General features: G+C 65.9%; 23 protein-coding genes. 15 read left to right on the top strand and 8 right to left on the bottom strand.

Features of this window, described 5'->3' with window-relative positions; translation table 11 throughout:
- Positions 1 to 47 precede the first annotated feature (47 nt).
- Together ligD and ku are read right to left on the bottom strand one after the other, a co-directional pair.
- On the bottom strand, positions 48 to 2510 hold the full coding sequence (ligD, locus tag NV382_RS16115; RefSeq protein WP_260597723.1) for a DNA ligase D: 2463 nt from the start codon (positions 2508 to 2510) through the stop codon (positions 48 to 50).
- A 37-nt stretch (positions 2511 to 2547) separates the two neighbouring features.
- Complete coding sequence (ku, locus tag NV382_RS16120) at positions 2548 to 3441, bottom strand: non-homologous end joining protein Ku (protein WP_260597724.1); 894 nt, start codon at positions 3439 to 3441, stop codon at positions 2548 to 2550.
- Positions 3442 to 3638: 197 nt separating this feature from the next.
- Here ku and pdxH point away from each other — a divergent pair, with 197 nt between their 5' ends.
- Genes pdxH through NV382_RS16135 form a run of 3 tightly spaced genes read left to right on the top strand, consistent with a single transcriptional unit; the run spans position 3639 to position 5973 of the window.
- Positions 3639 to 4217, top strand: a complete 579-nt coding sequence (gene pdxH, locus NV382_RS16125; protein ID WP_260597725.1) for a pyridoxamine 5'-phosphate oxidase — start codon at positions 3639 to 3641, stop codon at positions 4215 to 4217.
- Positions 4214 to 5158 (top strand): cation diffusion facilitator family transporter, encoded by a 945-nt coding sequence (locus NV382_RS16130; RefSeq protein ID WP_260597726.1) that lies wholly within the window; start codon positions 4214 to 4216, stop codon positions 5156 to 5158. The genes pdxH and NV382_RS16130 overlap by 4 nt, the downstream gene beginning before the upstream one ends.
- Positions 5159 to 5178: 20 nt before the next feature.
- Positions 5179 to 5973 carry a PhzF family phenazine biosynthesis protein gene (locus NV382_RS16135; RefSeq protein WP_260597727.1) on the top strand — a complete coding sequence of 265 codons (795 nt, stop codon included), beginning with the start codon at positions 5179 to 5181 and terminating at the stop codon, positions 5971 to 5973.
- Between the two features lie 234 nt (positions 5974 to 6207).
- On the opposite strand, the gene NV382_RS16140 is transcribed toward NV382_RS16135, so the two are convergent.
- On the bottom strand, positions 6208 to 7305 hold the full coding sequence (locus NV382_RS16140) for a serine hydrolase domain-containing protein (RefSeq protein ID WP_260597728.1): 1098 nt from the start codon (positions 7303 to 7305) through the stop codon (positions 6208 to 6210).
- Positions 7306 to 7333: 28 nt separating this feature from the next.
- On the opposite strand from NV382_RS16140, the gene NV382_RS16145 reads away from it, so the two are divergent.
- Positions 7334 to 7672: a hypothetical protein gene (locus NV382_RS16145; RefSeq protein WP_260597729.1), complete on the top strand. Its 339-nt coding sequence runs from the start codon at positions 7334 to 7336 to the stop codon at positions 7670 to 7672.
- On the opposite strand, the gene mnmA is transcribed toward NV382_RS16145, so the two are convergent.
- Positions 7669 to 8778, bottom strand: a complete 1110-nt coding sequence (mnmA, locus tag NV382_RS16150; protein WP_260597730.1) for a tRNA 2-thiouridine(34) synthase MnmA — start codon at positions 8776 to 8778, stop codon at positions 7669 to 7671. The two genes, NV382_RS16145 and mnmA, sit on opposite strands and share 4 nt — an antisense overlap.
- Before the next feature lie 130 nt (positions 8779 to 8908).
- Here mnmA and NV382_RS16155 point away from each other — a divergent pair, with 130 nt between their 5' ends.
- The 3 genes from NV382_RS16155 to NV382_RS16165 all read left to right on the top strand — a co-directional run bounded on the left by NV382_RS16155 (position 8909) and on the right by NV382_RS16165 (position 9941).
- Positions 8909 to 9133 (top strand): hypothetical protein, encoded by a 225-nt coding sequence (locus NV382_RS16155; RefSeq protein ID WP_260597731.1) that lies wholly within the window; start codon positions 8909 to 8911, stop codon positions 9131 to 9133.
- A gap of 102 nt (positions 9134 to 9235) precedes the next feature.
- Positions 9236 to 9535 (top strand): CtrA inhibitor SciP, encoded by a 300-nt coding sequence (gene sciP / locus NV382_RS16160; protein ID WP_260597732.1) that lies wholly within the window; start codon positions 9236 to 9238, stop codon positions 9533 to 9535.
- Positions 9536 to 9689: 154 nt separating this feature from the next.
- Positions 9690 to 9941 (top strand): GlsB/YeaQ/YmgE family stress response membrane protein, encoded by a 252-nt coding sequence (locus tag NV382_RS16165; RefSeq protein WP_260597733.1) that lies wholly within the window; start codon positions 9690 to 9692, stop codon positions 9939 to 9941.
- A 97-nt stretch (positions 9942 to 10038) separates the two neighbouring features.
- Here the strand turns inward: NV382_RS16165 and NV382_RS16170 are convergent, their stop codons facing one another.
- Together NV382_RS16170 and NV382_RS16175 are read right to left on the bottom strand one after the other, a co-directional pair.
- Entirely contained in the window at positions 10039 to 10776 is a 738-nt protein-coding gene (locus NV382_RS16170; RefSeq protein WP_260597734.1) for an SIMPL domain-containing protein, read from the bottom strand.
- Between the two features lie 79 nt (positions 10777 to 10855).
- Positions 10856 to 11119, bottom strand: coding sequence for a GlsB/YeaQ/YmgE family stress response membrane protein (locus NV382_RS16175; protein ID WP_260597735.1), 264 nt, complete (start codon positions 11117 to 11119; stop codon positions 10856 to 10858).
- A 279-nt stretch (positions 11120 to 11398) separates the two neighbouring features.
- Here NV382_RS16175 and NV382_RS16180 point away from each other — a divergent pair, with 279 nt between their 5' ends.
- Together NV382_RS16180 and NV382_RS16185 are read left to right on the top strand one after the other, a co-directional pair.
- Positions 11399 to 12589, top strand: coding sequence for an efflux RND transporter periplasmic adaptor subunit (locus NV382_RS16180; protein ID WP_260597736.1), 1191 nt, complete (start codon positions 11399 to 11401; stop codon positions 12587 to 12589).
- Positions 12590 to 12593: 4 nt separating this feature from the next.
- Positions 12594 to 15812 carry an efflux RND transporter permease subunit gene (locus NV382_RS16185; RefSeq protein WP_260597737.1) on the top strand — a complete coding sequence of 1073 codons (3219 nt, stop codon included), beginning with the start codon at positions 12594 to 12596 and terminating at the stop codon, positions 15810 to 15812.
- A 180-nt stretch (positions 15813 to 15992) separates the two neighbouring features.
- Here NV382_RS16185 and NV382_RS16190 read toward each other — a convergent pair whose 3' ends face one another.
- Positions 15993 to 17285, bottom strand: a complete 1293-nt coding sequence (locus NV382_RS16190; protein WP_260597738.1) for an Hsp70 family protein — start codon at positions 17283 to 17285, stop codon at positions 15993 to 15995.
- A gap of 123 nt (positions 17286 to 17408) precedes the next feature.
- Between NV382_RS16190 and NV382_RS16195 the strand changes: the two genes are divergently transcribed.
- The 6 genes from NV382_RS16195 (at position 17409) to NV382_RS16220 (ending at position 23868) form a co-directional block, all read left to right on the top strand.
- On the top strand, positions 17409 to 17990 hold the full coding sequence (locus tag NV382_RS16195) for a glutathione S-transferase (RefSeq protein ID WP_260597739.1): 582 nt from the start codon (positions 17409 to 17411) through the stop codon (positions 17988 to 17990).
- A complete protein-coding gene (gene rpiA / locus NV382_RS16200) occupies positions 17987 to 18667 on the top strand; it encodes a ribose-5-phosphate isomerase RpiA (RefSeq protein ID WP_260597740.1) in 681 nt (226 codons plus the stop codon). Before NV382_RS16195 ends, rpiA begins: the two co-directional genes overlap by 4 nt.
- A 67-nt stretch (positions 18668 to 18734) precedes the next feature.
- Positions 18735 to 20816, top strand: a complete 2082-nt coding sequence (tkt, locus tag NV382_RS16205) for a transketolase (RefSeq protein ID WP_260597741.1) — start codon at positions 18735 to 18737, stop codon at positions 20814 to 20816.
- A gap of 3 nt (positions 20817 to 20819) precedes the next feature.
- Positions 20820 to 21938: a transaldolase gene (gene tal, locus NV382_RS16210; protein ID WP_260597742.1), complete on the top strand. Its 1119-nt coding sequence runs from the start codon at positions 20820 to 20822 to the stop codon at positions 21936 to 21938.
- Positions 21939 to 22069: 131 nt separating this feature from the next.
- Complete coding sequence (gnd, locus tag NV382_RS16215) at positions 22070 to 23056, top strand: phosphogluconate dehydrogenase (NAD(+)-dependent, decarboxylating) (RefSeq protein WP_260597743.1); 987 nt, start codon at positions 22070 to 22072, stop codon at positions 23054 to 23056.
- Positions 23053 to 23868, top strand: a complete 816-nt coding sequence (locus tag NV382_RS16220) for a Cof-type HAD-IIB family hydrolase (protein WP_260597744.1) — start codon at positions 23053 to 23055, stop codon at positions 23866 to 23868. The genes gnd and NV382_RS16220 overlap by 4 nt, the downstream gene beginning before the upstream one ends.
- A gap of 147 nt (positions 23869 to 24015) precedes the next feature.
- Here NV382_RS16220 and NV382_RS16225 read toward each other — a convergent pair whose 3' ends face one another.
- The gene (locus NV382_RS16225) at positions 24016 to 25380 is read right to left on the bottom strand and encodes an efflux transporter outer membrane subunit (protein ID WP_260597745.1); all 1365 of its coding nucleotides are present in this window, start codon (positions 25378 to 25380) and stop codon (positions 24016 to 24018) included.
- Positions 25381 to 25384: the final 4 nt, after the last annotated feature.

Here is a 25384-nt window from a genome sequence, read left to right on the forward strand (position 1 = left end):
CGCTGGCGGCAGACTCGACCACAAAGGTTGTGCAGGCGCAACGCGTTTCAGAGATCCGGCAGCACCTGCGCCGCAAATCCCCATCCCGCCAACTCGCGCGAATCCGCGCGCTCGATCAGTTCGGCGGCGTCGCGCACGCCCCAGCGATGCGCATTCTCGATCTCGCGCAACTCGGTCCACGATACCGGGGCCGCCACGGGGGCACCGCTGCGCGCCCGCGCGACATAAGGCAGTACCGCGGTCGCGCCGCGTTGGTTGCGCAGGTAATCGATGAAGATGCGCCCCTTGCGCTTGGCCTTGGACATGTTGGCGACGAACCGCGCCGGCTCGGCTGCCTCCATCGCGCGTGCGAAGCGGTCGGCGAAATCCTTCACGGCCGGCCATGTCGCCTCCGGTTGCAACGGCACCACCACGTGCACGCCCTTGCCGCCCGACAACATCGCGAAGCTGACCAGGCCCATTTCGGCGAGATGCTCCTTCAGATCCTCGGCCGCTTTCTTGACGATCGCAAAGTCGAGCTCCTCGTCGGGATCGAGATCGAACACCATGCGGTCGGGCTGTTCCAGCGTCGCGACGGACGATCCCCAGCCGTGGAACTCGATCGTGCCCATCTGCACGCACGTCACCAGCCCATCGGCATCGTCGACATACAGATAATCCTCGGTGTGCCCGTCCTTCTCCAGGATCGGCACCTGGTGGACATGCTCGCCGAACACGCCGGCATCGTGTTTCTGGAAAAAGCAGCGCTTGGCGCGCCCCTGCGGACAGCGCACCAGGCTGATCGGGCGATTGGCCGCCCAGGGCAGCATGATCGTGGAAACCGCGGCATAATAATCCGCCAGCTCGCCCTTGGTGACGTCCGAATCCGGGAAGACCAGCCGCTCGCGGCTGCTCACCGTGACATGCACCTCGGGCGCGTCGGGCATCGTCTTGGCCGGCACTTCGGCCACCACCTCGTCCGCTGCCTTGTCCTCGCGCAGCCCCAGGAAGCTCGAATGCCGGAGTACGCCGTCGGGCGTCGTCTCGGCAAAGGCGACTTCGGCGACGAGCTTGGGCTCCACCCAATGCGCGCCGCGTACCGCAGCGCGCGGCGCCTCGACCGTCGCCGTCTTGCGCTCGATCTTCGTCATGCGATCGAGCAGGTCCATCATCACGTCGCCCGAGAAGCCCGTGCCGACCTTGCCGGCGTAGCGATAGCCGTCGGGCGTGTTCACCCCCAGCAGCAATGCCTTGAAACCGCGCGATTTCTCCGATGGCGTCCACCCGACGATGACGAACTCCTGCCGCCTGGTGCATTTTATCTTCAGCCAGTTCTTGGTGCGATCGCCACGATAGGGCGCGCTGGCCAGCTTGGAGACGACGCCCTCATAGCCTTCCTGGCACATCGTCGCGAACAATTGCTCGCCTGACCCGGTGATATGCTCGGAATATTGCAGCCGCGCATCCGCCCCGTCGATCAGCGGGCGCAGGCGTTCCTTGCGTTGGATATTGGGCAGCCCGGTCGTGTCTTCGCCATCCACTTCGAGCAGATCGAAGGCGAACAAGGTCATGTCGCCGCCCGCCGAAATCGCGTTCTTCAACGTCGAGAAATCGGGCTTGCCGTCCTTGAACGCGACGACCTCGCCATCGATCAGCGCGGATTTTACCGGCAGCTTGGCGGCGGCATCTGCAATCGCCTGAAACTTGTCCGTCCAGTCGAGCCCGGAGCGGGTGAACACCTTGGCCTTGCCCTTGGCGATGGAGATCAGCGCGCGATAGCCGTCATATTTCACCTCGTGCAGCCACTGGCTGCCGGACGGGACTGCATCCACCAAGGTGCAGAGCTGCGGCTCCCGGAACACGGGCGCCTTGCTTGTACTACGGCGCACGCCGGAGTTCGCCGGCGCCGCGTTCTTGGACTTGGGCTCAGCCTTAGCCCGAAGCACGCTGCCCTTCTTCCCCTCGGCAATCTCCACCATCGTGCGGCCCGTGGCGACACTCGTCAGCCCGGTTTCGACCAACGTGTCCGTGCCGCCCGCCTCCGCGTCGTCGATCTTGCGCAGCAGCCAATTCTCGTTCTTCTCCTTGCCGCGCGGTTTCAGCCGGATCAGCAGCCACTCGCCCTTCATCCGCTCGCCATCCAGCACGAAGTGCAGGTGGCCCTTTTCCAGATCCTTCGCGCTCTTGCCCTTGATCGGGGACCAGGTGCCGCGATCCCACAGCATCACCGTGCCGCCGCCATATTCGCCCTTGGGGATCGTCCCCTCGAACGTCGCGTAGGACAAGGGATGATCCTCGGTCCTGACCGCCAGGCGCTTCTGGTCGGGATCGATGCTCGGCCCGCGCGTGACCGCCCAGCTCTTCAGCACGCCGTCGATCTCCAGCCGGAAATCCCAGTGCAGCCGCGTCGCATCGTGCTTCTGCACCATGAAGCTGTTGCCATGGCCGGGATCGAGCGTACCGGCCGGCTCCGCCGTCTTCGCGAAGTCGCGCTTGGCGTTGTAGAGCGCGAGTGGGTCCGAAGTTGCCATCTACTTGCTCCCCTCCCTGGAAAGGAGCAGAAGGGCGTTACGCACGCTTCTTCGCCGGCGCACGCTTGGCCGGCTCCTTCTCCGCCGCAGGCTTCTTCGTTGCCGCCTTCTTGGCCGGCGCCGCTTCCTTCGCCGCGGCCCCCGATTGTCCCATCGACTTCTTCAGCGCCGCCATCAGGTCGACGACGTTCGACCCGCCCTTGGCCGGTGTTGCCGAATCCTCCTCGATGACCTTTGCGCCCTTGGCCTCGCGCTTGCGCTCCACCAGGCCCTTCAGCGCATCGACATAGCGGTCGTGGAACTCGCCCGGATCGAACTTCGACGTCTTCTTCGCGATCAACGCCTCGGCCAGGTCCATCAAGTCCTGGTCCGGCTTGTCGTCGGGAATGTCGCGGAAATAGCCCTGCGCCTTGTTGACCTCATCGGCATAGCGCAGCGTCTCCAGCACCATCCCGCGCCCGCACGGCTTCAACGACACGACATATTCGCGCCCGCGCATCGCCAACTGCCCGAGCCCGACCTTGCGCGTCGAGCGCAGCGCCTCGCGCAGCACGATGAACGCTTCTTCGGCCAAATCGTCCGCCGGCACGACGAAATAGGGCTTCTCGTAATACAGCACGTCGATCTCGTCGGCATCGACGAACTGCGTCAGCTCCAGCGTCTTCTTCGATTCCAGCTTCACCGCGTCGATCTCGTCCTGCTCCAGCAGCACGAACTCGCCCTTCTCGTATTCGAAGCCCTTCATGATCTCGTCGGTGTCGACCGGGCCGACGCCGGTAACGACCTTCTCGTAATGGATCGGCTTGCCGGTCGGCTCGTGGATCTGCTTGAAGCTGATCTGCGCGCCGGATTTGGTCGCCGAATAGATCTCGACCGGGATCGACACCAACGCGAGCCGTATCTGTCCCTGCCAATAGGCGCGTGCGGCCATTTTCGAGTGTTCCAATGCGCAAAGCGTTACGAAGCCGATTCAATCATCGGCAGGGGAGTCGGTTCCCTACCCGTCACCCCGGACTTGGTCCGGGGTCCACTCCGGGCCTTCCAGCAACGTATGCGAGCCGTGCGGCACGGTGGACCCCGGAACAAGTCCGGGGTGACGGCAGGGAAGGCGCGCGCTAAACACCGGCAATGCCCACCGATCCCTTCGCCTTGTTCGACAGCTGGTACGCCGAAGCCCGCGCCAGCGAGATCAACGATTCCAACGCCATGGCACTCGCCACCGTCGCCGCCGATGGCCGCCCGTCGTCGCGCATGGTGCTGCTGAAGGGGCACGGCCCGGACGGCTTCGTCTTCTACACCAACCGCGAAAGCCGCAAGGCAGGCGAGATCGCCGCCAATCCGAACGTCGCCTTGCTGTTTCACTGGAAGTCGCTGCGCCGCCAGGTGCGCATCGAAGGTGCGCTCGCCCAGGCCACGGATGCCGAATCCGACGCCTATTTCGCCAGCCGCAGCCGCGATTCGCAGCTCGGCGCCTGGGCATCGGACCAGTCCCGCCCCTTGGCCGATCGCGCCACGTTCGAGGCGCGCTTTGCCGAGATGGAGCAGCGTTTTGCCGATGGCGATGTGCCACGCCCGCCGCATTGGGGCGGGTACCGCGTCACGCCATTGGCGATCGAATTCTGGCAGGATCGTGCACACCGCCTGCACGAACGCCGCCTGTTCACGCGGGAAGACGACGGCTGGGCTGAGGGGATGCTCTACCCATGACGGAGGCACAGCGCCGCGCCATCCCATTTGCCGTCCGGGCGGCGCTTGCCAGCGTTGCGATGGCGGTGTTCCTGCTGTTGCTCAAAGGCTTTGCCGCCTGGCACACCGGCTCGGTGGCGATGCTCGGCTCGCTCGCCGACACGGCGCTCGATCTGCTCGCCAGCCTCGTCACGCTGTACGGCGTGAAGCTCGCTGCCGAACCCGCCGATCACGATCACCGCTTCGGACACGGCAAGGCAGAGGCGCTTGCCGCCTTGTTCCAGGTGATGCTGATCACCGCATCTGCCGCCGGCATTGCGTGGCGCGCGATCCTGGCCTTTGGCGAGACCCGCCCGACGCAGGACGCCGAGTTCGGCATCGGCGTGTCGGTCGTGGCGATCATCGCGACGGTCGCCTTGCTCGCCTATCAACGCAGCATCATCCGCCAGACCGGCTCGGTCGCGATCATGGCAGACAATATGCATTACCAGTCGGACGTGCTGCTCAACGGCTCGGTCATCCTGGCAATGGTGCTCGATCAATATGTCGGCTGGCGCGGGGCCGATCCCGTGATGGGCATCGCCATCGCACTGTGGCTCGCCTGGGGCGCGTTTCGCGCCTCGTCGAACGCGATCGACCAGTTGATGGACAAGGAATGGCCCGAGGGCGAGCGCGCGCGCTTCATCGAGGTCGCCGCGCGCCAGCCCGGTATCAAGGGCATCCATGATTTCCGCACGCGTCGTTCCGGCAGCCACGATTTCGCGCAATTCCACATGGAGGTCGATCGCAACCTCACCATGTTTGCCGCGCACGATATCGTCGAGACCGTCGAGCACGCGCTGCGCCGCGCCTATCCCAAGGTCGAGGTGCTGATCCATCTCGATCCGGAAGGCCATGTCGATACCGACAATCCGCTGGTCGAGGCGGATGTCACCCCGCATTGGTTCGCCAAACGGCTGTAACGTAGATCCGGAGCACGCAGATGAGAATTCCGTTCGTCCAGATCGATGCCTTTGCCGGCGCACCGTTCACCGGCAATCCGGCGGCCGTATTGCCGCTCTCCACATGGCTGGAGGACTCGGTGCTGCAGGCGATCGCCGCGGAGAACAACCTTGCCGAAACCGCGTTCATCGTGCCCGACGATAGCGACGCGGCCGATTTCGAGCTGCGCTGGTTCACGCCGGAGAACGAAGTGGTGATGTGCGGTCACGCCACCCTGGCCAGCGGCCATTTCGTGCTGTCGTCCGATACCGCGCTGGACCGCGTGACGTTTCGGACACGGCAGGCCGGATTGCTGCATGTCGCCCGTGCCGATGACGGCTATGAACTGGGCTTGCCCGCCTGGGTGCCCACGCCCGCGCCGCTGTCGGAGATCGTCGCAGCGTTGGGCGTCGACAGCGTCGTGGAAACCCTGTGGCACGAACATCGCTACGGTGTGGTCGTGCTGGAAACCGCCGATCAGGTGCGCGCGGTCGATCCCGACTTCCGCCGCCTGGCGCAAAGCGGCGACTGGCTGACCATCGTCACCGCGCCGGGCGAAGACACCGATATCGTCAGCCGCGCCTTCGCGCCGGGGGCCGGGATCGACGAGGACCCGGTGACTGGCTCAGCCCATGCCGTCGTCGTGCCCTATTGGGCGAAGCGGCTGGGGCGCGATACGTTCACTGCCTACCAGGCAAGCCGCAGGGGTGGGCACCTGGCCTGCCGACTGGACGGCGACCGCGTCGTCCTCGGGGGCACGTGCGTGACGGTGATCGAGGGCACGTTCTTCCTCTAGGCTGCGATGACTGCATTTAACCGTTCGTGCTGAGTAGAGACCGAGTAGGCCGCAGGCCATATCGAGGGCTCGTATCGAAGCACCTCGGAGCGCGGTATCGCGTATCCTTTGATACGCCCTCTCGATACGCGCTTCGCGCTACGCGATGCCTTTCCTGAGCGCCTGCCCTTGCTGGAAATCGAAGGGGCTACTCAGGACGAACGGAACGTTTGAGGCGTTCGTACGTCATCCACCCTAACGCCGGCCGCGATCGAACGCCGCGGTCACGTCGCCCAGCGTCTGCATCATCGCCGGGTTGCGCATGTTGGGCGTATTGCCCAGCCGCACGATCACTACGCCGCGGCCTTGCCCGCTGTCCGGGCTGGCGATCACCAACTGGCCGAGATGCCCGTTCATCCCAACCGCACTCGCCGGTCCCTTCCCGAAGAACAGCGCCGCCCGCCCGATGCCCGGCCGATTGAGCCAGATGTGGCCGCCATATTGGGCGTTGGTGGGGGAGGGGGTCTTCATAAAGGCCAGCCATTCCGGCGCGATCACCTGCGCGCCGTCCGCTCCCCTGCCATCGAGCAGCAGCCCGCCGATCCGGCCCCAATCGTCCAGCGTCATGTGCATCAGCGACCCGCCGATCTGCGTGCCCGCGCCGTCATATTCCAGCACGGCGTTGCGCACCCCGGCCGGTCGGAACAGCCGCTCGCGCGCAAAAGCGGTGTAGATCTGCGCGCGTGTCCTGGGATCACGGCTGTCGGTCAGCGTGCGGGTGATGATCTCGGCCAGGATGATCGAGGTCAGCGAGCTGTAGTTGAAACGCGAGCCCGGCCTGGCCTCGAGCCGGTGCCCGATCGCCGCCGCCGCCATGGCCTCGGTATCGGCGACGAACAACGTCTGGTTGGTGTCCGATGCCTCGATCGGATTGCCGACCTCGATATGTTGCAGCCCGGAGGACATGTTGAGCAATTGCCTGAGGGTGATCGCTGCCCGCGGATCGCCGACGCCATGCCATTCCGCGATCGGCGCGGGCGCGTCGAGCTGCAGCCGACCGTCGGCGACCAGTTCGCCCACCAGAATGGCAGTGACGCTCTTGGCCATCGACCAGCTGATGAAGCGGTTATAGTCGGAATAACCCGGTGCATAGGCCTTCAGCGCCGGGCAGCCGTCCGCCACGATCAGTACCGCGCGCGTTTCGGCATGATCGGCGAACAAGCGCTTCACCGGTTCCAGCGCCGGCCCGAGCCGCGCGCCCGTGCACGCCTTGACGGTGAAAGCGGGCGCGTCGGCCGCCTCGCTTGCGCCGATCAGCAGCGGCAGCATCACGGCGAGGGCGACCTTGCGCATCATGTCGGCAACGATAGAACACGGCTTGATGAAGGCAAGACGGATCGCATGGTGGACGCTGCCCGTGCTCGGCGCGTTGCTGATCGGCGTCTTCCTTTATGCCAGAAGCCGTACGGCGCAGCTAGAACTCGGCACCGGCTATGCCGCGCGCGTCGCCTGTGCCTGTCATTATATCGGCAATCGCGCGCTTGGCAGCTGCTATGCCGATTTCGAACCGGGCATGAGCGTCATCCGCCTGTCGGACGATCCCGAGACCAGGACGGTCACTGCCTCCGTCCCGCTGATCGCCCGGCGCTCGGCACGCTTCGATCCCATACTCGGCTGCCAGCCGTCGCCGTTCACCGGCAAGCGGCTCAAGCTGCGCTAGGCGGCGATCAGCGCGCGCTCGGTCTCGGCGATCCAGCCGCCGCCCAGCACGCGTTCGCCATCGTAGAGCACCGCCGCTTGCCCTGGCGATACCCCATATTCCGGGCTGTCGAACACCACCCGGCCGCCCTCCAGCCGGGCTGGCACGGGCTTGGCCATCGAACGCACCTTGGCGCTTAGCGGCCCGGCATGGTCGCCGCCGATCCAGTTGATTTCCGTCAGCCGTGCCGCCTCGACCGCCAACGCGGCGCGCGGGCCCACCACCACGCGTCGTTGCGCCGGCTCCAGCCGCACGACATAAAGCGGTTCGGGGCTGCCACCGATCTCCAGCCCACGGCGCTGGCCGACCGTGAAGTTGACGATGCCCGAATGCTCGCCCAGCTGCTGCCCGGCCAGATCGACGATCGCGCCGCCCGCCTGTGCCTCGGGCCGCAATTTCTTGACCAGGCCCGCATAGTCGCCATCCGGCACGAAGCAGATGTCCTGGCTGTCAGGCTTGCCGGCCACCCCCAGCCCGAGCTCGGCGGCCAGTTCGCGCACCCGCGCCTTGGGCATTCCGCCGAGCGGGAAACGCAGGTAATCGAGCTGCGGCTGCGTCGTCGCGAACAGGAAATAGCTTTGGTCGCGTGCCGGATCGACGGCACGGTGCAATTCGGCGCCCGCCGGGCCGATAACGCGGTGGACGTAATGGCCGGTGGCCAGGCAATCGGCACCCAGGTCGCGTGCCAACTGGAACAGATCGGTGAATTTCGGCCCCATATTGCAGCGGACGCAGGGGATCGGCGTCCGCCCGGCGAGATATTCGTCGGCAAAGGTGTCGATCACCGTCTCGCGAAAACTCGTTTCGTGATCGTAGACATAGTGCGCGATGCCGAGCCGATCGCAGACAGCGCGTGCATCACGGATATCGCGTCCTGCACAGCATGATCCCGCGCGGCCAACAGCCTCGCCATGATTGTAGAGCTGCAGCGTGATGCCGATCGTCTCCGCACCGGTCGCCGCGGCTAGCCCGGCAACTACGGACGAGTCGACCCCGCCGGACATCGCGACGACGATGCGTTTCCCCGAAAGATCGGGGCCGAGCTGGAAATCGCCGATGACGGTCATGCCGGCGTCCATAAGCCTCGTTCTGTCGCATTGCAAAACACATGGTTGCGAAAGGATTTTCGCCCGCTTTACGTCCCCTTCAGACTAACCGCCTAAACGGATCATTCGTTGCACCGTCAAAGGCGTCCGAGTGGATCTGAGTTTTACCCGTTTCGAGCATGACGCTCCGTTGGTTACCCTGCCGTCCGACCTGGCGGTGATCATGGTCGGGATCGTCGCCCGACAAGCGGCGAGCCCGACCGCGCTGTCGCAATCGGCGCTGCTGCCGCCTGTGGCCGAGGACTTGCTCTCCCCCGCCCATGGCGCCTTCAATGCCGATGTTGCGGCCCTGTTAGCCCAAGTTGATGAAGAATGAACGCCGTGTTTACCGAGCCGCTTTAGCCGGCGTTCAAGCCCGCAAGTATAGTGCAATCCTATGTGAACGAACGGGGGCCCCCGCCCCGATTTCGAGGTTGAAATGATCGAGAACCAGAAAATCCGTCCTGCCAAGGTCATCGGTCCGCTCGGCGAACCGCTGACGTTGGACAGCCTGCCGCCGCCCGAGACGACGCGCTGGGTCGTGCGCCGCAAGGCAGAGGTGGTCGCGGCAGTAAATGGCGGCCTGCTCTCGGTTGACGAAGTGTGCGAGCGCTATGGTCTGACCGTGGAGGAATTTGCCGGCTGGCAGCGCGCAATCGACCGGTCGGGCATGCCCGGCCTGCGCGTCACGCGTATCCAGCATTATCGCTCGCTCTACGATCGCCAGCAGAAATACTGATCCTGTCTATACGGCCTGATACGGCTCGTTCCTTATCGGGGGCGGGCCGTTTTCATGTTCGGTGAAAAACAAACCGCTACCGGAACAAATTTACCCGTCTGCGAGTCTTTCCCCCGTAGCCCGGCAGGCGGGCATCAACAGAGGGACGACAATCATGGGTATCATCATCTGGCTTATCGTTGGTGGTGTCGTAGGCTGGCTGGCCAGCCTGGTCATGCGCACGGATGGACAGCAGGGCATCTTCCTGAACATCGTCGTCGGCATTATCGGTTCGGTGATTGCATCGTTCCTGTTCGGCGGCGGGATCAACCAGGCCGTGACCGTCACGACCTTCATCTATTCGTTGATCGGCGCGATCATCCTGCTCGCGATCGTCAACCTGGTGCGTCGCGGCAGCGTTCGCTAAAAACCAGTAGCAGCACAAAGATCAGGGCCGCCCGGCATGCCGGGCGGCCCTTTTCGTATCTGGCGCTCAACCTCGGCGGAGACGCACCTCCTGGCGCTTACTTCAGCAGGAAACGAACCGACAGGTTTACCGTGACGTCGGTTGCGCCAGCCGCAATCGCGGTGGACGGCGCCGCCTTGGCCCGGGCGAACGTCATCATGACCGGCGGCTGTCCACCAGCATTCTCGCCGCTCTCCGCGATCGACACGATCCGTGCGACCGTCATCCCCGATGCCTTTGCATACAGCGCGGCCCGCGCCCGCGCCCGCGCGACCGCGTCGTTGCGCGCTTCGTCCAGCGCAGCGTCGGGATTGTCGATCTCCAGCGACGGCCCGTCGATCTGGTTGGCGCCTTCCTTCACCAGCGCATCCAGGATGGCGCCGGATTTGGCGACATCACGAAATCGCACGGATACGGTGTTGCTCGCCTGGTACCCGGTGATCACCGGCGGCACGTTCTCGCCATAGCGATATTGCGGGCTGAGCCCGACATTGGCGGTGGCGACATCCCGGGTGGCGACACCGGCGCGCTTCAACGCGGCCAGTACGCGCGCCATGCGATCGGCATTCTCCGCCAGCGCGGCCGCGGCGGTCGCATTCTGCGTCGCCACGCCGGCGCGGATCGTCGCCACGTCGGGCACCCGCGTCGTCCGGCCGGTCGCGCTGACATCCAGCACGGTGCCGCTGGCCGGGATCAGCGGCTCGACCGTCGGCGTCACCTGTGCTGCGGCACCGGTAAACGCGGTCATCGCCAGCGAAAGGGTGGCCAGCGCCGTTGCGGTCGCGATCGTTCTCATGCCGTGAAACTCCTTGGATCGGGCGGAACTGCCCATGGCGCGGCTGTGTCGCGCCATGGGCAAACCTAGGCTGAACGGATCAACGAACCCGGCGGCGCATGGTCATGCGATAGAGCGCCAGCAGGATGACCGCCCCCGCGGTCGCCGCGGCATAGCGTTCCCACGCCGCATCGGCACGCCAGCCGATCAGCGGCGCCAGATAGCCGCCGAGCAGCGCGCCGGCGATGCCGATCAGGATGGTGACGATGATCCCACCGGGATCGCGCCCCGGCATGATGACCTTGGCCAGAATGCCGGCTACCAGCCCGATCAGCAGCCACCCCAAAATCCCGTCTGCCAGCATCGTTCGTCTCCCTTAATGTTCCGGTGAAATTCAAGCGAACACGCCGACAATTTGCCGACGCCTGCGAATCGCGCCGCTGTGGATGCAATGCAAACGATTTGTCGTCTCGTTCGCCCTTGCGAGCGGGACAGCCGCAACGGCGGCGCGCTTGCGGATTCTGGCCGGGACGGGCATTACAGCCGCCAAATCGAAAGTGGCGCTTGAGATCGGTGCCTTATTTCTATAACACAGTCTGCGAGGGGCCGGACAGCCGGAGCCGGGGACGGGAAAGTGACGCAGATGAACTACGAATCGGCGACGTTGGACAATGACGGACGCCTAACGCTTCCCGCAGCGGAACCGAAGTCGCGTCGCCTGTGGTGGATCGTCGGCACACTCCTCGTGCTGGCTGCGCTCGCCGGCTATTTCCTGATCAAGCGCAGCGGTGCTGCGCCGACCGTGGCGCAGAAGGGCGAGGCGCTGTCCAGCGTGACGGTCGCCGTGCCCGGCAGCAAGCTGGTCGCGCGGGTCATCTCCGCCACGGGCACGCTGGCGGCACGACGCGAGATGCCGGTCGGTGTCGCGGGTGAAGGCGGCATGGTCACGCGCGTGCTGGTCGAACCCGGTCAGTGGGTCGGTGCCGGGCAGGTGTTGGCGACGGTCGACCGTTCGGTCCAGCAGCAGACCGCGGCGAGCCTGACCGCGCAGATCAACGTCGCCCGTGCCGACCTGACGCTGGCGCAAGCGGAACTCGCACGCGCGCAGCAGCTCGTCGGGCGCGGGTTCATCAGCCAGGCCGACGTGCAGCGCCGCATCGCGACGCGTGACTCCGCCATTGCGCGGCTCAAGGTCAGCCAGGCGACGGCTGCCGAGCAGAACGCACGCAACGGCCGCCTCGACATCCGCGCACCCGCCGCGGGCCTGATCCTCACCCGGGGCGTGGAGCCCGGCCAGATCGTCAGTTCGGGCTCGGGCGTGCTGTTCCGCATGGCCAAGGGCGGCGAGATGGAGATGCGTGCGGCCCTCAGCGAAGCGGACCTCACCGGTCTCGGCGTCGGTGCGCGGGCAGCGGTGACACCGGTCGGCAGCACGCAGTCTTATGACGGGCAAGTCTGGCAGGTCTCGCCGGTGATCGACCCGCAAACCCGCCAGGGCATCGCGCGCATCGCTCTATCCTACAATCAGGCACTTCGTCCGGGCGGCTTCGCCTCGGCCAACATAACCAGCGGCGGCGCGCAGTCGCCGCAACTGCCGGAATCTGCAGTGCTGAGCGACGATCGCGGCAATTTCGTCTACATCGTCGGCGCCGGCAACAAGGTCGAGCGGCGCAACGTCAAGGTCGGCTCGGTTTCCGATGCCGGCGTGGCGATCGCCTCGGGACTGGCCGGTACGGAGCGCGTGGTGCTGTCGGCCGGCGCGTTCCTGAACCCGGGCCAGAAGATCAACCCGGTCGTCGCCAAGCCGGCTGCGTCCGCGGCGAGCAAGGGCTAAGCGCATGAGCTTCCGGAACATCTCGGCATGGTCGATCCGCAACCCGGTGCCGCCGATCGTGCTGTTCATCGCGCTGACGCTGGCGGGGCTCGTCAGTTTTGCGCGGCTCGACGTCAACCAGAATCCGGATATCGATTTTCCGATCGCCTATGTCTCGATCAGCCAGCCGGGCGCTGCCCCGAGCGAGCTCGAAACGCAGGTTACCAAGCGGGTCGAGGCCGCGGCACGCAACGTGCAGGGCGTGGATGAACTGCGCTCAACCGTGTCCGAGGGCAATTCGCAGACCGTGCTGCAGCTGAAGATCGGCGCCAATATCGATCGCGCGGTCAACGATCTGCGCGACGCGATCACCCAGATCCGCAGCAACCTGCCCGACGGCATCCTGGAGCCGCAGATCGGCCGCGTCGACACGTCGGATAACGACATCGCCAATTTCTCAGCGATCACCAGCGACATGACCGTCGAGCAATTGAGCTGGTACATCGACGATACCGTGGCCAAGGAATTGCTGTCGATCCCCGGCATGGGCGGGGTGGAGCGTAACGGCGGCGTCAGCCGCGAGATCCGCGTGATCCTCGATCCGGTCAAGTTGCAGGCGCTGGGGCTGACCGCACCGGCGGTCAACGCGCAGTTGCGCCAGGTGAACGTCAACGCCACCGGCGGCAAGGCGCAGATCGGCGGATCCGAACAATCGGTGCGCGTGCTGGGCAATGCCATCGATGTGCGCACGCTGGGCGACACGCAGATCAACCTGGGTACCGGGCGCACCGTGCGCCTGGCCGACATCGCTGACGTGCGCGATGCCTTTGCCGAGCAGACCTCGCGCGCCGCGTACAACGGGCAGCAGGTTGTATCGTTCGACTTCAAGCGCTCGAAGGGTGCATCCGACGTGAGCGTGTACCGCGCGGCGGAAGAGAAATTGAAGGAGCTCGAAAAGCGCAATCCCAAGGTGCATTTCGAGATGCTGTCGACCAGCGTCAACGATACCGAACTGGCCTATCACGGTGCGATCGACGCGATGATCGAGGGGTCGGTGCTCGCGGTGTTCGTGGTGTTCCTGTTCCTGCGGGATTGGCGCGCGACCGCGATCTCGGCGCTGGCGATCCCGCTCTCCGCCATCCCGACCTTCTTCTTCATGGAATTGATGGGCTTCAGCCTCAACCAGATGACATTGCTCGCGCTCAGCCTGGTGGCGGGCGTGCTGGTCGATGACGCGATCGTCGAGATCGAGAACATCGTCCGCCATATGAAAATGGGCAAGACCGCCTACCAGGCATCGATCGATGCTGCCGACGAGATCGGCCTGGCGGTGCTCGCCACGACCATGTCGATCGTCGCGGTGTTTCTGCCCGTCTCGGTCATGCCCGGCATTTCGGGCCAGTTCTTCAAGAATTTCGGGCTTACCGTGGTCGCCGCGGTGCTGATGAGCCTCGCCGTTGCGCGCATGGTGACGCCTATGATCGCGGCCTATTTCCTGCGTCATCACGGCGAGAACACCAAGCCCGACGGCGTCGTCATGCGGCTGTACATGAAGACGCTGCGCTGGACGGTGGATCTCACCCGGATGCGCGCGGCGCAGGCCAAGGGCGGCATCTGGCGGATCTTCGCACGGTTCATGGATCACCGCGTGTGGGTGATGGGCATCGCCGCGATGGCATTGGTGCTGACGGTAGTGATCTTCGCGACGCTACCGCAGGAATTCCAGCCGCAGTCCGACAATGACCGCTCGACCGTCACCGTCGCGCTGCCGCCGGGCTCGACGCTGCAGCGTACCGAGCAGGTGGTGAACCAGGTCGCGCAGATGCTGGCGGCACACAAGCCGATGGTCGTCTCGGTCTATCAGCGTGCCTTTATCGGCAATGGCCGCGTCACGGTGACGCTCGACGAACATCGCAAGCAAACCAGCACGCAGTTCGAGCGCTCGGTCGCGCCGCAACTCGCGGCGATCCCCGATGCGCGCGTGTCGTTCCAGAACCAGAATGGCTGGGGCGGGCCGAGCCGCGATCTGTCGATTACCCTGGGCAGCGACAATCCCGAATTGTTGCAGCAGGCCGCAGACCGGATCGTCGCGCAGATGTCCACGCTGCGCGTGTTGCAGGCGCCGCGGATCGAGGGCGGGCTCAACCGGCCGGAAATCGTCATCCGCCCGCGGATGAATCTAGCCGCCGATCTCGGCATCACCACCTCGGCCTTGTCCAACGCGATCCGCGTCGCGACGATGGGCGATATCGATCAGAATTCGGCGCGCTATTCGCTCACCGACCGGCAGATTCCGATCCGTGTCGCCTTCGCCCAGACGTCGCGCGAACGGCTGGCCAATATCGAGAACCTCGCCGTGCCGACGCAGACCGGTGGATCGGTGCCGCTGAAGGTCGTCGCCGATATCGGTTTCGGCGCTGGGCCGACCGAGATCGAGCGCATTGCGCAGCAGCGTCAGCTGACGATCGGTGCCGATCTTTCGCCGGGGATCGTCGAGGGCGAAGCGATGAAGCAGATCAACGCGCTGTCGGCGATCAAGGAACTGCCGGTCGGCGTATCGCGGCTGACGGTCGGCCAATCCAAGGCGCAGGCCGAATTGGTGACCAACATCATCATCGCGGTCGCCTCGGGCTTCCTGTTGCTGTTCGCGGTCCTTGTGCTGTTGTACCGCCGTTTCCTGCCGCCGTTCGTCAATCTGGGCTCGCTGTTCCTGGCGCCGCTCGGCGCGTGCATCGCGCTCAAGATCGCCGGCATGTCGGTGTCGCTGCCGGTCTATATCGGCCTGCTGATGCTGCTCGGCATCGTCGCCAAGAACTCGATCCTGCTGGTCGATTTCGCGCTGGAGGAAATGGGCAAGGGCGTGCGCCGTTTCGACGCGATCCTGGATGCCGGGCACAAGCGCGCGCAGCCAATCGTGATGACCACGGTGGCGATGGTCGCGGGCATGATCCCGACGGCGCTCGCCTTGACCGGCGACGCCTCGTTCCGCGCACCGATGAGCGTCACCGTGATGGGCGGGCTGATCCTGTCGACCGTGCTGACGCTGCTGATCGTCCCGTCGAGCTTCAGCCTGGCCCTGGGGGTCGAGCGCGCGATCGGCCGCAAGCTCGGGCACCGGCTGCTGTCCTACAAGCCGGGCGACGAAGGACAACCGGTGGTCGATCATGATCCCCGGCCCGGCCTGCCGCCAGCGCGGCCGCGGCTGGGGAACCCCGGCGACGAGGCGCCGCAGCCCGCCGAGTGATGTAAGGGCGCGGTGTTCGGGGTTGGGGCGTTTACATCCCCCAATTCGTCACCCCGGACTTGTTCCGGGGGTCCACCACGCGGCTTACGATGCGCATAGTGCCATGAGCAGAGCGTGCGGCACGGTGGACCCCGGAACAAGTCCGGGGTGACGTTCACTCAGTTGCCAGCATCGCTCGTTCTACACCGACCAGGCGGCGAGATCGTCCTCCTGGCCAATCAGCGCGAGGCCATGCGCGATCGAGGTCAACTCACCACCGCTGGCAAGCTTCTCCTCGCCGAAGCGGCGCGCGAACAGCGCCCGGATCGCAGGAGTAAGCGAGGTGCCGCCGGTCAGGAACACCCGGTCGATCGCTCCTGCATCCGTCCCCGCATCGACCAGCGCCCGGTCGACTGTCTGGTCGATCCGCGCGATATCGTCGGCGATCCACAGGTCGAACTCGGCGCGGGTCACGTCCGCTTCGATCTCCAGCCCGGCGCCGGCAAAGTGGAAATGCGCCCCATCCTCGCGCGACAAAGCGCGCTTCAGCTGCCCTACGGCGTCATATAATTTGTAGCCCAACTCCTGCTCGATCACCGCGATCATCCGCGTGATGGCGGCAGGCTCGGTCGCGCTGCGGCGCAATTGCTCCAGCTCCGTCAGCGTCCGGCGGTTGCGCATCAGCGCCAGCTTCGACCAATCCGCGAAGTCGGCGAAATAGCCGCGCGGGATCTCGAGCAGCTTGTCGAACGACTTGTAGGTGCCGCCCTTGCCGAGCATCGGCAGGACGAGCCGGTCGACGATGCGATAGTCGAAGCGGTCGCCGGCAATGCCGATGCCGGCCGCACCCAGCGGCACGCACCGTTGCGGCGCGCCCGGCCCGGCGATCCGCACGATCGAGAAATCGCTCGTCCCGCCGCCGAAATCCGCCACCAGCACGGTTGCAGGCGCGCTCAGCCGCGCGGCAAAGCTGTAGGCTGCGCCGACCGGCTCGTAGACATAATGGATCTCGGTGCCGAGCCCGGCGAACATCGCATCGTAGCGCCGCCTGGCAAGCGCCGCGTCCGGACGGCTGCCGGCATATTCGACCGGGCGCCCGACGATCAGCCGCGCAGGCGGCGCCTTGAGCTTGCCGCCCGATCGTGCGCGCAACTTGTCGAGGAACAGGCGGCCGAGATCCTCGAAGCGCAGGCGCTTGTCGAAGATCGAGGCATGCTCGAAGCTCGCGCTGGCGGCGACCGACTTGAACGATTGCACGAAGCGGCTGCCCTCGGGATAGTCGAGATACTCGGCGATAGCCCATGGCCCGGCATCCGCGGCAAGCCCGCCGGATATCCCCTCGTCCTGCCAGAAGCACAAGGCGGACCGGAACACCGCGTCACTGCCCGACGGCGCGTCGAACGACACCAGATCGGGCTCGGCATCGCCCTGTGCCGCAGCGACGACGCTGTTGGTCGTACCGAAATCGAATCCGAGCACGGGAAGGGAATACATGATGGACTTTCCTGGGGCGGCGGGAGCCTTTGCGGCGCACGGCACGCCAGGGCAAGCACCGATCATAGCAACCATGCATCTCGCGGCTTTGGCACAAGCGTGCCGAGCGGCTATAGCGGGCCGATGCCATCGCCGATCCTCTACAGCTTCCGCCGCTGCCCCTATGCGATCCGCGCGCGACTGGCCTTGCTGGTCAGCGGCATGACGGTCGAGCGGCGCGAGGTCAGCCTGCGCGACAAGCCGGCCGAGTTGCTGGCCGCGTCGCCGAAAGGCACGGTACCGGTGTTGGTGCTGGAAGACGGCCGGGTGATCGAGCAGAGCCTGGAGATCATGCGGCATGCGCTGGCGCTGAACGATCCGGAGGATTGGTTGGGCGGCGACGATCCGGCGCTGATCGAGGTGAATGACGGGGCGTTCAAGCGGCACCTCGACGGCTATAAATATCCTGATCGGCAAGGCGGCGATCCGCACCACCATCGCGAGTCCGCACTAACGTTGCTCGGCGTGCTGGAGCAGCGGCTGACGGCGCACGACAATCTGTGTCGCGCCACCCGGGGGCTGACCGATATCGCCGTGATGCCGTTCGTGCGGCAGTTCGCGGCCGTGGATCGCGACTGGTTCGCGCGCCAGCCGCTGCCACGCTTGCGCGGCTGGCTCGACCGCCATCTCGGCTCGCCCTTGTTCGTGACGGCGATGGCCCGGTGAGCCGCGACGACGACAAGAGGCTGGCGGCCGAGGCGGCGGCGGCGGAGATCGTGTCCGGCATGATCGTCGGACTGGGCACCGGATCGACCGCGGCCTGGTTGATCGCGCATCTCGGCGAGCGTGTCGCGGCGGGATTGGACATCACCGCAGTGGCGACCTCGCGTGCCACCGAGCGCGTGGCGCGGGCGGCCGGAATCCGGGTGGTGGCACTCGACGACCTGTCGGACATCGATCTCGCCATCGATGGCGTCGACGAGATCGATGGCGACCTGCGCGCGATAAAGGGGGCGGGGGGCGCGATGCTGCGCGAGAAGATCGTCGCCAGCGCGGCACGGCGCATGATCGCCATTGCCGATGGATCGAAGCGGGTCGAGCGGCTGGGTGCTGCACCGGTGCCGGTCGAGGTGCTGCCGCTCGCGCGCGGCTTCGTGGCGGCACGGATCGAGTCGCTCGGCGGCGCGGCGACTCTGCGGCGGCATGACGATCGGTCGTACCGCACCGATCAGGATAATGTCGTGCTCGACTGCGCTTTCGGCACTGAGATCGATTCCGTCGCGCTCGCCGGGCAACTCGCGGCGATTCCGGGCGTTCTCGGCCATGGATTGTTCCTACGCGAGATCGATAGCGCCTATATAGCGTCGGATGGTGTCATAACCCGGCTTGACCGGACCCGTTAAGCACGCAGAAGCAACCTCGCCGCGCCCCTCGCGTTGAGGGTGCCTCCAGCCTCAAGGAAGTATGATCATGAGCGACGCCCCCGCGACCGACACCCCCGCCGGCCTGCATGAGGATGGGTCGCTCGATCGGCTGACGATCGACACGATCCGCACGCTGTCGATGGATGCGGTGGCCAAGGCCAAGTCCGGCCATATCGGCACGCCAATGGCGCTGGCACCGGTCGGCTACACGCTCTGGTCAAAATTCCTGCGCACCGATCCCGATCGCCCCGATTGGCCTAATCGCGATCGCTTCGTGCTGTCGGTCGGCCATGCCTCGATGCTGCTCTATTCGCTGCTGCACCTGGCGGGGATCAAGGAGATCGACAAGGACGGAAAGCCGAGCGGCGAGCCGGCGGTGAGCCTGGAGGACATCCGCCAGTTCCGCCAATTGTCCTCGCGCACGCCCGGTCACCCGGAATATCGCCACACGACGGGCGTCGAGACGACCACCGGCCCACTGGGCGCGGGCTGCGGCAATTCGGTCGGCATGGCGATCGCCGAGCGCTGGCTGGCGGCGCGCTACAACAAGCCGGGCTACACCCTGTTCGATCACGACATCTACACGCTGGCCGGTGACGGCGACATGATGGAGGGCGTGGCGAGCGAGGCGGCGAGCCTGGCCGGTCACCTGAAGCTGTCCAACCTGTGCTGGATCTACGATTCGAACCATGTGTCGATCGAAGGCGGCACGGATCTCGCGTTCGACGAGGATGTCGGCAAGCGCTTCGAGGCCTATGGCTGGAACGTGCTGCACGTGAACGATGCCAACGACACGGCAGCAGTCGCCGCGGCGATCGAGACGTTCAGGGCGACCGACGACAAGCCGACCTTCATCGTGGTCAAGAGCATCATCGGCTATGGCAGCTCGATCCAGGGCACTGCCAAGGCGCATGGCGAGGCGATGACCGCGGATGACATTCGCGGCACCAAGAAGGCGTATGGCTGGCCCGAAGACGCACAGTTCCTGGTGCCGGAAGGCGTGGCGGAGGCGTTCAACAAGGCGATCGGCGATCGCGGCACCAAGCTGCGCGAGGAATGGGAAGCGACGCTCGAGCGCTACCATGCGGCGGAACCGGATCTCGCGAAGGAACTCGACGGGCTGTTCGCCGATCGGCTGCCCGAGGGCTGGGATGCCGACATTCCGGTGTTCGACGCCGACGAAAAGGGCATGGCGTCGCGCGATGCCGGCGGCAAGGTGCTGAACGCGATCGCGCCCAAGCTGCCCTGGCTGATCGGCGGGTCGGCCGATCTGGCGCCATCGACCAAGACCTATATCGACGATGGCGGATCGTTCCAGGCGGGGAGCTATGACGGCCGTAACCTGCATTTCGGCGTGCGCGAACACGGCATGGGCGCGGTGGTCAACGGCATGGCGCTGTCCCACCTGCGCTCCTATTCCGCGACCTTCCTGGTCTTCTCCGATTACATGCGCCCGCCGATCCGGCTGGCCGCGATCATGGAGCTGGGCACGATCTTCATCTTCACGCACGATTCGATCGGCGTGGGCGAGGACGGGCCGACGCACCAGCCGATCGAGCATCTCGCCACCCTGCGCGCGATCCCCGGGCTCGACACGATCCGCCCCTGCGACGCGAACGAGACGGCCTGGGCATGGAAGGCCGCGTTGACCGAGAACAACCGCCCCGCGGCGTTGATCTTCTCGCGCCAGGCGCTGCCGACGCTCGACCGGACCAAATACGCCTCGGCCGAGGGGCTGATGAAGGGCGGCTATGTGCTGGCCGACAGCGAAGATCCCGAAGTGATCCTGATGGCCACCGGCAGCGAAGTGTCGCTGGCGATCGGCGCCTATGAGAAGCTGAAGGCGGAGGGCGTCCGCGCGCGCGTCGTGTCGCTGCCGAGCTGGGCGCGGTACGAGATGCAGGACGAGGCGTACAAGGAATCGGTGCTGCCGACCGCGGTCAAGGCGCGGCTGGCGATCGAGCAGGGCGGCGAGATCGGCTGGTCGCGCTATGTCGGCATGGAAGGCAAGACCATCACCATGTCGACCTTCGGCGCCTCCGCACCGCTGGCCAAGCTGCAGGATAAATACGGCTTCACCGTCGAGAACACGGTGAAGGTCGCACGCGAATTGCTCGGAAAGGATTGATCCATGGGCCGTCTCAATGATCTCACCAATGCCGGCCAGGCATTGTGGCTCGACTTCGTCGATCGCAAGTTCCTGGCCGAAGGCGGCCTGCAGAAGATGGTCGACGAGGATGGGCTGACCGGCGTCACCTCCAACCCGTCGATCTTCGAAAAGGCGATGGGCCATGGCGACGCCTATGACGAGGAACTCGCCGCTTACGACAAGGACCATCCCGACGCCGCGACGATCGATCGCTACGAACATCTGGCGATCCTCGACATCCAGGCCGCGGCCGACACGCTGCGCCCGGTCTATGATCGGCTGAACGGCAAGGACGGCTATGTCAGCCTGGAAGTATCGCCCTATCTCGCCAACGATACCGATGGCACGATCGCCGAGGCGCAGAAATTGTGGGCGATGGTCGATCGCCCCAACCTGATGGTCAAGATCCCCGGCACCGCCGCGGGCTGCCCGGCCATTGCTGAGACGATCCGCGCCGGGATCAACGTCAACGTGACCTTGTTGTTCTCGCTCGCCGCCTATCAGGCGGTGGCAGAGGCCTATGTCGCGGGGCTGGAGGAGCGCGTGCGGCATGACCTGCCAATCGATCGCATCGCCAGCGTGGCCAGTTTCTTCGTCAGCCGCATCGATTCCAAGATCGACGACAAGATCGATGCCGGCGTAGGCGGCGAAGAAGCCAAGGCGCTGAAGGGCAAGGTCGCCATCGCCAATGCCAAGATGGCCTATGCCTGGTACGAGGAGTTCATTGCCTCGGAACGCTGGCAGAAGCTGGCGGCGAAGGGCGCGATGGTCCAACGGCTGCTCTGGGCCTCGACCGGCACCAAGAACCCCGATTACCGCGACACGCTTTATCTCGATACGCTGATCGGCAAGGACACGGTCAACACCGTGCCGCCCAAGACGATCGATGCGTTCCGCGAGCGCGGCACGGTCGGCAACACGCTCGGTGCAGACGTCGAGGATGCACGGCACGTGATGCAGGAGGTCAAGCGGCTCGGGCTCGACCTGGACGAGGTGACCGACACGCTGGTGACCGAAGGCGTGGCGAGCTTCTCCAAGGCGTTTGACGACCTGCTGGGCGCGATCGCGGCCAAGCATCCGGCAGTCGAAGCGGCTTCCTGAATGCACTTCCCCGGCGGACGTCGGGGTCCAGTCGCGGCGGTCGCAGTGACGAAGTGCTGCCCGCCGTTACGATCGTCTTCCAACTGGACCCCGGCGTTCGCCGGGGATGACCTATCTCGAAGGACAGAAGCATGAAGATCGGTATCATCGGCCTCGGCCGGATGGGCGGCAACATCGCGCGGCGGCTGATGCGCGCAGGGCATGAGACGGTGGTGTTCGATCGCAATGCGCCGGCAGTCGAGGCTCTGGCGGGTGACGGCGCCGTCGCCGCAGCCTCGCTGGAGGACATGAAAACCAAGCTCGACAGCCCGGCGATCTACTGGGTGATGCTGCCGGCGGGCGCGCCGACCGAGGACACGATCGAGACGATCCGCGGTTTCGCCAGCGCGGGCGACATCATCATCGATGGCGGCAATTCCTTCTACAAGGACGATATCCGCCGCGCCAAGCATCTGGCGGAAAGCGGTATCCGGTACGTCGATGTCGGCACCTCGGGCGGCGTATGGGGTCTGGATCGCGGCTATTGCATGATGGTCGGCGGCGAAAAGGCGGCGATCGACCATATCGATCCGATGCTGGCGGCACTCGCGCCGGGCGTGGGCACCATCCCGCGCACGCCGAACCGGATGGAGAATGACGGCGAGGATCACCGCGCCGAGCAGGGCTATATCCATGCCGGCCCGGCGGGTGCCGGGCATTTCGTCAAGATGGTGCACAACGGCATCGAATACGGCCTGATGCAGGCCTATGCCGAGGGCTTCGACATCCTGAAGGGCAAGTCGTCCGATAAGCTGCCCGAGGACGAGCGTTTCGATCTCAACCTGACCGACATCGCCGAAGTGTGGCGGCGCGGCAGCGTGATCTCGTCCTGGCTGCTCGATCTTTCGGCGATCGCACTCGCCAACGACATGAACCTCGAACAGTTCAGCGGCAACGTCGCGGATTCGGGCGAGGGGCAGTGGACGATCGACGCGGCGATGGAGGAGAAAGTCCCAGCCAACGTGCTGACCGCGGCGCTTTTCGCGCGCTACCGCAGCCGGGTGGATCATACGTTCGGCGACAAGTTGCTGTCGGCGATGCGCTACGGCTTTGGCGGGCATGTCGAGATGCCGCAGTGAGCGACGGCACGGCAGGCGCGATCAAGCTGGTGGTTTCCGATGTCGACGGCACGCTGGTCGACAAGCGCAAGCAGCTCGCGCCATCGACGCTGGAGGCGGTCGCACGGCTGACCGCAGCAGGCGTCGCGTTCACGATCATCAGCGCGCGGCCGCGATCGGGCATGATGCCGATCGCCGAGACGCTGGCGATCGACGCGCCGATGGGCGCGTTCAACGGCGGCACGGTGTTCCGCCGCGACGGCAGCATCTTGTGCCAGCACCGCGTCGACCGCGACGTGGTCGAGCAGATCATGGCCTTGGCCGAGGGCGTGGCCGTGGATGTCTGGCTGTTCGCCGACGATCTCTGGTATGCCAGCACCGATCAGGGCGCGCATGTCGGCAGCGAGCGGCTGGCGTCGAACCAGGCGCCGGTCATCACCACCGATTTTACCCCGCTCTACGATCGCGCCGACAAGATCACTTTCGTCAGCGACGATGCCGCCTTGCTGATCGATCTCGCGCAGCGCGCCGCGCCCTTGTCGAGCCGCGCGACGATCATGCAGTCCCAGGCCTATTACCTGGATATCACCGCACCTGCCGCCAACAAGGGCGACGGTATCACCGCGCTGGCCGACGCGATGGGCGTGTCCCTGTCCGCCATTGCGGCGATCGGCGATCAGGCCAACGACGTACCGATGTTCGCACGCGCCGGCCTGTCGATCGCGATGGGGCAGGGCCCTGCGGCGGTACGGGAGCAAGCCGATCTGGTGACCGGCGGGAACGATGCCGACGGCGTCGCGCAAGCGATTGACGGGATGATCCTGGCAAGGTGACGGGGGCAGCCTGAGTTGCTGGCTGTCCAAGCGCCAGTTCCCCGGCGAAGGCCGGGGCCTAGGCGGACAGGTCGATGTAACGACGCGCTCCGCATGCCAACTTCTGTTCCACAACTGGACCACGGGCTTCGCCGGGGATGGGGGCTCCTACCGGCGCACCGCCGCAATATCACCTTCCGACCAGCCACCCCCGAACGCCTGGTACAGCGCGACATAAGCCGTCAGCCGATCGGCCCGCGCCTGAACCAGTGCCAGCTCGGCCGTCAGCAAGCCGCGCTGTGTGTCGAGCTGGTCGAGATAGGAGGAATAGCCGGCGCGGTAGCGGTTGGCGGCATTGCGTAGCGCAGCGGCGAGCGCATCGCGCTGCGCGGTGATCGCCACCGCCTGTTCGCCCAAGCGACGCGCCCCGGCGAGACTGTCGTCCACCTCGCGGAAGGCGACGAGCGCGGCGCGGCGATAGGCAAAGGCGGCCTGGTCGCGCCGGGCGACGGTGATGTCGGCCTGGCTGCGCAACCGTCCGCCATCGAATATGGGCGACAGCACGCTCGCACCCAAGGAGAAGACGCCGACCGGGTTGGACAAAGCGGTCGACAGGACGAGCCCGGCCGATCCGGTGAGCCCGACATTGGGGAGCAAGGCGGCACGCGCGCTGTCCAGTGTCCGGTCGGCGGCGACCAAAGTCTGTTCGGCCTGGAACAGGTCCGGGCGGCGGCGCAGCAGGTCGGCGGGAAGGCCGTCGGGAATCGCCGGCGTGGCGAACCGATCGAGCGCGACGCCGCGGGCGCTCGCCGCCGGCGCATCCCCGAGCAACAGGCTGAGCGCGTTTTCCTGCCGTGCAATGGCCAGCAGGGTTTGCGGCACGAGCTGCTCGGTGGCGTGATATTCGCCTTCCGCCTGATGCAGTTCGAGGTTGGAAGTATAACCGGTCTGCGCGCGACGGCGGGCGATGCGCAGCCCTTCGCCACGTGCCGCCAGCGTGTCGCGGGCGACCGCCAGGCGGGCATCGAGCGCACGCAGCGTGATGTAGCCGCTCGCGACACTACTGGCGATGCCGAGCCGCACCGTGTCGCTGGCACCTTCGCTTGCCAGCAATTGCGCCCGCGCCGCGCCGCGCGCCTGGCGCAGACGGCCGAACAGGTCGAGATCGTAGCTGGCGGTGAGGCCCGGCTGCGCGCCGAAATTGGTGCCGGGAACGCCGAACGCGTTGACCGCCCGGGCATCCGACGCCGGCAGCGTGCCGCCAATCGACGGCAAGAGCTGGGCGCGCGACAGGCGTTCTGCGGCGCGCGCTTCCTCGATTCGCGCCACGGCCGAACCGAGATCGGGATTGTTGGCCAGCGCGCGCTCGACCAGCGCGGTCAATACCGGGTCGCCGAACGCCGACCACCAATCGGCCCGGATCGGCGCACCCGGTCCGAGCGCAGTGCGCCAGGCGGGTGGCGCGACGATGGCAGTTGCGGCCGGTGCGGCAGGGCGCGGGCCGATACAGGCCGACACCAGAAGCATCGCCATCAGG

Source organism: Sphingomonas endolithica, from assembly GCF_025231525.1.
GTDB lineage: Bacteria > Pseudomonadota > Alphaproteobacteria > Sphingomonadales > Sphingomonadaceae > Sphingomonas > Sphingomonas endolithica.